Origin of the sequence: Cryobacterium sp. MDB2-A-1 (assembly GCF_004402675.1) — a bacterium.
In the GTDB taxonomy this organism is placed as follows: Bacteria; Actinomycetota; Actinomycetes; order Actinomycetales; family Microbacteriaceae; genus Cryobacterium; species Cryobacterium glucosi.
This window is the reverse complement of sequence record NZ_SOFK01000002.1, coordinates 96,680-102,784: the sequence shown is the minus strand read 5'-3', so window position 1 is coordinate 102,784 and position 6,105 is coordinate 96,680. Positions and strand designations below refer to the sequence as shown.

The 6,105-nt window shown below is 70.1% G+C and carries 6 protein-coding genes; 2 read left to right on the top strand and 4 right to left on the bottom strand.

The window, feature by feature from the left end:
* Positions 1-152: 152 nt before the first annotated feature.
* On the top strand, positions 153-839 hold the full coding sequence (locus E3O39_RS00430; RefSeq protein WP_241984919.1) for a response regulator transcription factor: 687 nt from the start codon (positions 153-155) through the stop codon (positions 837-839).
* A 3-nt stretch (positions 840-842) separates the two neighbouring features.
* Positions 843-2,261 carry a HAMP domain-containing sensor histidine kinase gene (locus E3O39_RS00425; RefSeq protein WP_134449719.1) on the top strand — a complete coding sequence of 473 codons (1,419 nt, stop codon included), beginning with the start codon at positions 843-845 and terminating at the stop codon, positions 2,259-2,261.
* 40 nt (positions 2,262-2,301) lie between these two features.
* Here E3O39_RS00425 and E3O39_RS00420 read toward each other — a convergent pair whose 3' ends face one another.
* From E3O39_RS00420 to E3O39_RS00405, 4 genes are all read right to left on the bottom strand, one after another.
* Positions 2,302-2,796: a GNAT family N-acetyltransferase gene (locus tag E3O39_RS00420; protein ID WP_134449718.1), complete on the bottom strand. Its 495-nt coding sequence runs from the start codon at positions 2,794-2,796 to the stop codon at positions 2,302-2,304.
* 111 nt (positions 2,797-2,907) lie between these two features.
* Positions 2,908-4,593: a DEAD/DEAH box helicase gene (locus E3O39_RS00415; protein WP_134449717.1), complete on the bottom strand. Its 1,686-nt coding sequence runs from the start codon at positions 4,591-4,593 to the stop codon at positions 2,908-2,910.
* Between the two features lie 291 nt (positions 4,594-4,884).
* Positions 4,885-5,523 (bottom strand): DUF1684 domain-containing protein, encoded by a 639-nt coding sequence (locus E3O39_RS00410; RefSeq protein WP_134449716.1) that lies wholly within the window; start codon positions 5,521-5,523, stop codon positions 4,885-4,887.
* Complete coding sequence (locus E3O39_RS00405) at positions 5,520-6,083, bottom strand: hypothetical protein (protein WP_174774821.1); 564 nt, start codon at positions 6,081-6,083, stop codon at positions 5,520-5,522. The genes E3O39_RS00410 and E3O39_RS00405 overlap by 4 nt, the downstream gene beginning before the upstream one ends.
* Positions 6,084-6,105: the final 22 nt, after the last annotated feature.

Genomic DNA, 6,105 nt, shown 5'->3' with positions numbered 1-6,105 from the left:
CCTCAAATGTGTACGCGGGAGAAGTGTCACCACCAAACACGCCCGAATGGTCACCGATCTATTGATGCAGAACTGTCACCGATGTCCTGAGACATAACAGCATCCGCCCGCGCGGTTCGCAGCAACCGGCGTCTACTGGCTTAATGGATGCTGTGGGCGACGACAGAGGGCTGGTGCTGGTCGTCGAAGACGACCCCGCAATCGCAGACATCGAACGCCTGTACCTCGTGCGCGCCGGTTTCACCGTGCATCTGGAGTCCGACGGGCGCGCGGGTCTCGACCAGGTGCGCCGGTTGCGGCCGGCCGCGGTGATCCTTGATGTCGGCCTGCCCGGGCTCGACGGGATCGAAGTGTGCCGGGCCATGCGCGAGGCGGGGGACTGGACACCCGTGCTCTTCGTCACGGCACGCGACGACGAGGTCGACCGGGTGCTCGGCATCGAACTGGGTGCGGACGACTACGTGACCAAGCCATTCTCGCCGAGGGAACTCGTCGCGCGGGTGAAGGGAATCGTGCGCCGCTCCTCGGGTCTCATCGGCGACGCGGTGCTGCGGGTGGAGGATGTGACGCTCGACCCGGCGACGCGCCTGGTCGCGCTCGGCGGCATCCGCGTGGACCTGACCGCGACCGAATTCGACCTGCTCGCCCAGCTGATGGCCCGGCCCGGACGGGTGTATTCGCGGGAAGAACTGCTCTCCCTGGTCTGGGGAATCGCCGACTACAGTGCGAGCAGGACGGTCGACGTGCACGTCGCCCAGCTGCGTGCCAAGCTCGGCGAGGGAAATCCGATCCGCACGGTGCGCGGCGTCGGGTATTCCGTCGCCGGCCTGGAGGGCTGAGCGGTGCGGCGTTGGTTCGCGTCACTCGGCGGCAGGATCCTGCTCGTCACGGTAGGTGTGGCGTTCGTTGCGGTTCTCGTCACGGCCGTCGTGTCCCTGCAACTCGTGCAGACCCTCGTCACGACGCAGGCCCAGGCGGACCTCGGCGCCCGGACGACCGCGTTGAGCCAACGGCCGCTCGCGACCCTGCGCATCCTGCTCGAGGACGACACCCTCCTCGGCGCGCGCGGCGAGCGCTTTGTGTTGGTCGGCGCCGACGGGACGGTACCGGAAACAGGTCCGGGCGCGCTCACGGTCACGCAGGACGTCAAGAGCCGCATCACCCGGGTACTGGATGCCGGCCGCTCGGTGTCGACGTCGCTGCAGATCCGGGGTGAGTCGTACGTGGTGGAAGCGCGGCCGCTTGCGGGAGGTGGTGGGCTCGTGGGCTTCGTGCGCGTTGCGGACATCACCGACTCGGGCAGGCTCGTCGCCGGGCGCATCCTGCTGGCCGTGCTCGTCGGGCTCGTCGTGGCCGTGCTCGCCGGACTGTTCCTGTCCCGGCGGCTGGCGCGACCACTGGAGCGGACCGCAGGAGCCGCCCGGCGGCTCGCCGACGGCGAACGCGGCGTACTCCTCGCGGCCCAGGGCATTCCGGAGATCGACGATGTGTCTCGCTCGCTCCGTGCCCTCGACCACGCGCTGGGTACGAGCGAGACCCGCCAGCGGGAGTTCCTGCTCTCGGTGTCGCACGAGATCCGCACGCCGTTGACCGCGATCCGCGGGTATGCGGAGGCCCTCGCCGAGGGCGTGATTCCAGCAAGCGGCAGCGCGGCGGTCGGTGACGTCCTGGTTGCGGAGACGAAACGCGTTGACCGATTCGTGAGCGACCTGCTCGAACTCGCCCGCCTCGAAGCCGATGACTTCACCGTGCACCTGCAGCCGATCGACGTCGGCGGAGTGCTCGCGCAGGCTGCGCTCGCCTGGCAGGGTCAATGCACCCAGCTCGGCGTCGCGCTGCGCGTCGACGAGCCGGGGGACGGTGCGGGTGCGGGCGCAGTGCCGGGTGTCCTCACGATCGTGACCGACGGCATGCGCCTGCGCCAGATCGTCGACGGCCTGCTCGAGAACGCGTTGCGCGCAACGCCGGCCGGCGGCGAGGTCGTACTCGCGGCTCGCCGGGTCGACGGCCGGCACGTGCGGGTCGAGGTGCGTGACAGCGGCCCTGGATTGAGCACCTCGGATGCCGCCGTCGCGTTCGAGCGCGGAGTCCTGCGAGCCAAATACCGCGACATCCGCCCGGTCAACACGGGCCTGGGCCTGTCGATCGCCGCCCGGCTGGTGACCAGGATGGGCGGCACGATCACGGTACAGTCCGCGGCCGAGGGCGGCGCGTGTTTCGCCGTGGTGCTGCCGGTCGGCGACGGGCCCGTCGCACACTGACGCGAGCGGCGCGCGCCGGTGCATCGGCCTGCGGGGAGACCTACCGGACCAGCCGAACCTCGTGCAGCTGCTCGCCGAGCACTTCCTGCACCTGCTCGTGACCGTCGGCGGCGTAGCCGTTGCGGGTGTAGAAGGCGTGGGCACGCGGGTTGACCGCGGCGACCCAGAGGTAGGAGGGCCCGGGGTCGACGACCGCGTCGAAGAGTTTCTGGCCGATGCCGCTGCCGTGCTTGTCCTCGAGCAGGTACATGAAGTACAGCTCGTGGGCGGCGGGGGCGTTCTCGTCGCGGGCGGGGCCGCTGCCGGCGAAGCCGACGACCTCTCCGTCGACGAGTGCGACGACCTGGCGGTATTCCGCTCCCTGGGTGGTGAACCGGCGCCACATGGCGGCGAGGCGCTGCGGCCGCAGCTGGGAGAGGGCCGCCTGGCTCAGCAGGTGGTCGTAGGTTTCGTGCCAGCAGAGGGCGTGTACGCGGCCCAGACTCTCGGCGTCCGCTTCTTCGACGGGCCGAACAACGACGGTGGTGGTGTCCATAATCTGACCCTAACCCAGCCGGGGGACGCCGGTTTACCGCGCCCGGTCCGGGCAGACAAACGGGCCGGACTCCTGGTGGAGTCCGGCCCGTTTGTGTCGTGCTGGTGCTGCTTAGCCCTGCGCGCGGCGCGGCGCCGAGCGACGGGCACCGCCGGCGCCGGCTCCCGAGCCGGATCCGCGGACGAGTCCGCCGACCTGGATGCCGCCGGAGCGACCGGAGCCCTGCGGGGCGTGGCTGCGACCGGATGCCGCGGGGCGGCCAGAGTGCTCCTGGCGTGCTCCGCCGGCCGAGGCGGCGTCGTTGCTGCGGCTGCCGCGGTTGCCGCGAACGGGCGCGGTGCTGGCGCCGTCGCGGTCGTCACGGCCGCGCGAGCGCTGCCCGTCGGACGAGCGCGAGGTGTCGGATGACGACGAGGAGGCGTAGGAACGGCTGCCGCCCTGCGAGCGTCCGCCGTCTGAGGACGAGGAACGACCGCCCTGCGAGCGACCCCCCTCGGAACGGCCGCCCTGCGAGCGACCGCCTTCGGAACGGCCGCCCTGCGAGCGACCGCCCTGCGAGCGTCCGCCCTGGGACTGGCGCTGCTGCTGCGGCTGCTCGGTGCGCGGCGCCGGCTTGACGTATGCGGCGACCTCGCCGACGAGGGCGGCGACGGCGGGGGAGTCCGCGGTCACGCGCTGCGGGGTTACCTTGATGGCGGCCTTGCGCAGCAGGTCTGCGGTGTCGCGACGCTGCTCCGGGAGCACGAGGGTGACGACGTCACCGGCGTGCCCGGCGCGGGCGGTGCGGCCGGAGCGGTGCGTGTACGCCTTGTGCTCTGCCGGCGGGTCGACGTGGATGACGAGTTCGATGTCGTCGACGTGCACACCGCGAGCGGCGACATCCGTTGCGACGAGCACGCTGACGTCACCATTGCTGAACGCGGCGAGGTTGCGGTCACGGGCGACCTGCGAGAGGTTGCCGTGCAGGTCGACCGAGGGGATGCCCGCCTCGGTGAGCGCCTTGGCGAGCTTCTTCGCGTGGTGTTTGGTGCGCATGAAGAGGATGCGGCGTCCGGTTCCGGAGGCCAGCTTCTCGATCAGGGCCTTCTTCTGTTCGGCGTTGTCGATCTCGAAGACGTGGTGCGTCATCGCGGAGACGATGCTGTTCGAGTCGTCGACCGAGTGCAGGACCTCGTTGTGGAGGAACTTGCGGACGATCTTGTCGACGCCGTTGTCCAGGGTGGCCGAGAACAGCAGGCGCTGGCCGCCGTTCGGCGTCTTGTCGAGGATGCGGGTGACGACGGGGAGGAAGCCGAGGTCGGCCATGTGGTCGGCCTCGTCGAGCACGGTGATCTCGACGGAGTCGAGGTTGACGTAACCCTGCTTCATCAGGTCTTCGAGGCGTCCGGGGCAGGCGACGACGATGTCGACGCCGGCCTTGAGCGCGGAGACCTGACGGCCCTGGGAGACGCCGCCGAAGATGGTGGTCGTGTTGAGGCCGTACGCCTCGGCGAAGGGGGTCAGTGCGGTGGTGATCTGGGTGGCGAGCTCGCGGGTCGGCGCGAGGATCAGGCCGAGCGGGCGGCCCGGGCGACGCTTGCCGCCGGCGAGCTTGCCGCCGAGGCGCGCGGCCATCGGGATGGCGAACGCGAGGGTCTTGCCGGAGCCGGTCTTGCCGCGACCGAGCACGTCCCGGCCCTTGAGGGTGTCGGGGAGGGTGTCGACCTGGATCGGGAAGGGGCTGTCGATTCCCTGCGCCGTGAGGACGGCAACGAGGGGAGCCGGCACGCCAAGCGCGCCGAAGGAAGTTTCAGACAAAGTGGTGCCTTTCAGGCATCAGAGCCCTCCGTCGAACCGTGTGCGCACCCCGAGTGAGGGAATGCAGGCTTCGGAGCCAGGAGGATTCACATGGCGAAGGTGCCAATGGGCACATCCGTTCGCCGTAAGAATGTTCATTCGCAATATGCGCTCGGCCCACCAGGCAGGTGTGCCGCCGCAACAAGAAGAGGGCGTTCTACGACGCAGCGAGCGCAGCGATGCATTCGCAAGTGGTTTCAGTCTAGCGGATGCTGTCAAGCACCCTCCCAGGATCCCCCAGCTCGGTGCGTTCTAGTCGCGGTCGCCGGTGTAGAACTCGCCGACGGGTACGTCCACCGCGACCGTGTTGCCGGCTTGCGCGAGCGGGCAGGCCCACATCGGGTCGTAGGCGCAGGACGGGTTGTATGCGAAATTGAAGTCGAGGATCAGGGTGTCGTCGCCGACCCCCGGTCCGAGGTCTGCACCCTTGATCGTGTCGAGCAGGTAGCGCCCGCCGCCGTAGGTTCCGCCCGGGCGTCCGGCGAGACCGTCCTTGAGCGGCAGGAACAGGCCGCCGCCGTAGCTGCCCAGTCGCCACAGGTCGATCGGGCCGAGGTAGGGCAGCCGCACGATGCCGACCAGGTCGAACGGCACGGTGCCGTCCGTCCCGGTCTCGACCGCAATCCAGTGCGGCTCCGGCGCCCGGTGCACCTCGACCTCGAAACGCCAGTCCGGGTCGTACGGCGCGACCGTGAGCCCCGTGAACGCGGACCGATCGTCGGGGAGCAGGGGCGACGACGGATGCCCCGCGAACAGGTCGTCGCGCCCGCTCCGCCAGAGCTCGTGCCCCGCCGCAGGATTCTGCACGCTCAGCTGGCGCACGCCCGCATACAGTCCGGTCACGCGGCGGCGCCAGTCGGCGAGCTGCAGGGCGCCCAGAGTCGAACTCATGCCGACACCTCCGTCGGCGCAGAATCCCCGTCGGATTCGTCAGGGTCAGCGGATGCGGCGTCGACCGCGTCGATGCCCACGTCGAAACGCCACGTCGGGGCCAGCCGCTTGAGCTGAAGCATCCGCCACTGCCACATCGCCCAGAACACCGGCCAGCTCGGCAGGGTGAGCGCGCCGGTGCGGAAGATGAGCTGGTCGCGGTAGAGCGTCTTGCCGGTGCCGGCCGGGTCTGCCGACACCGCCATCCGGTGGTCCCAGAGCGTCACGGCCTCGAGGGCGCCGGAGACGCCCCGGCCGGTGTCGCGCACGATGCGCACGCCGTCGCGCCGCTCGGTAGACATCTGCAGCCGGATCACCTGCTTGCCCATCGGCAGGAGGCCGAGCGCGCTCAGCTCGACAGGGTGCTCGCCGGGCTCCCAGATCGAGGGGAAGCCGTCGGCCTCGAGCGACTCCACGCTGATGAGGGGCGAACTCACCTCGCGGAAGACGGCGGGGCTCTGCAGGGCGCGCCACGCGGCATCCGGCGGGCAATCGAGGATTTCTTTCAGGAGAACACGCATGCCCCCAGTCTGTGGCGCTGGG

What these genes read in the sequence shown, in the direction of transcription:
- E3O39_RS00420 (WP_134449718.1), bottom strand. Translation starts at nt 2,796, where the DNA reads ATGGACACCACCACCGTCGTTGTTCGGCCCGTCGAAGAAGCGGACGCC.
- E3O39_RS00410 (WP_134449716.1), bottom strand. Translation starts at nt 5,523, where the DNA reads ATGAGTTCGACTCTGGGCGCCCTGCAGCTCGCCGACTGGCGCCGCCGC.
- E3O39_RS00405 (WP_174774821.1), bottom strand. Translation starts at nt 6,083, where the DNA reads ATGCGTGTTCTCCTGAAAGAAATCCTCGATTGCCCGCCGGATGCCGCG.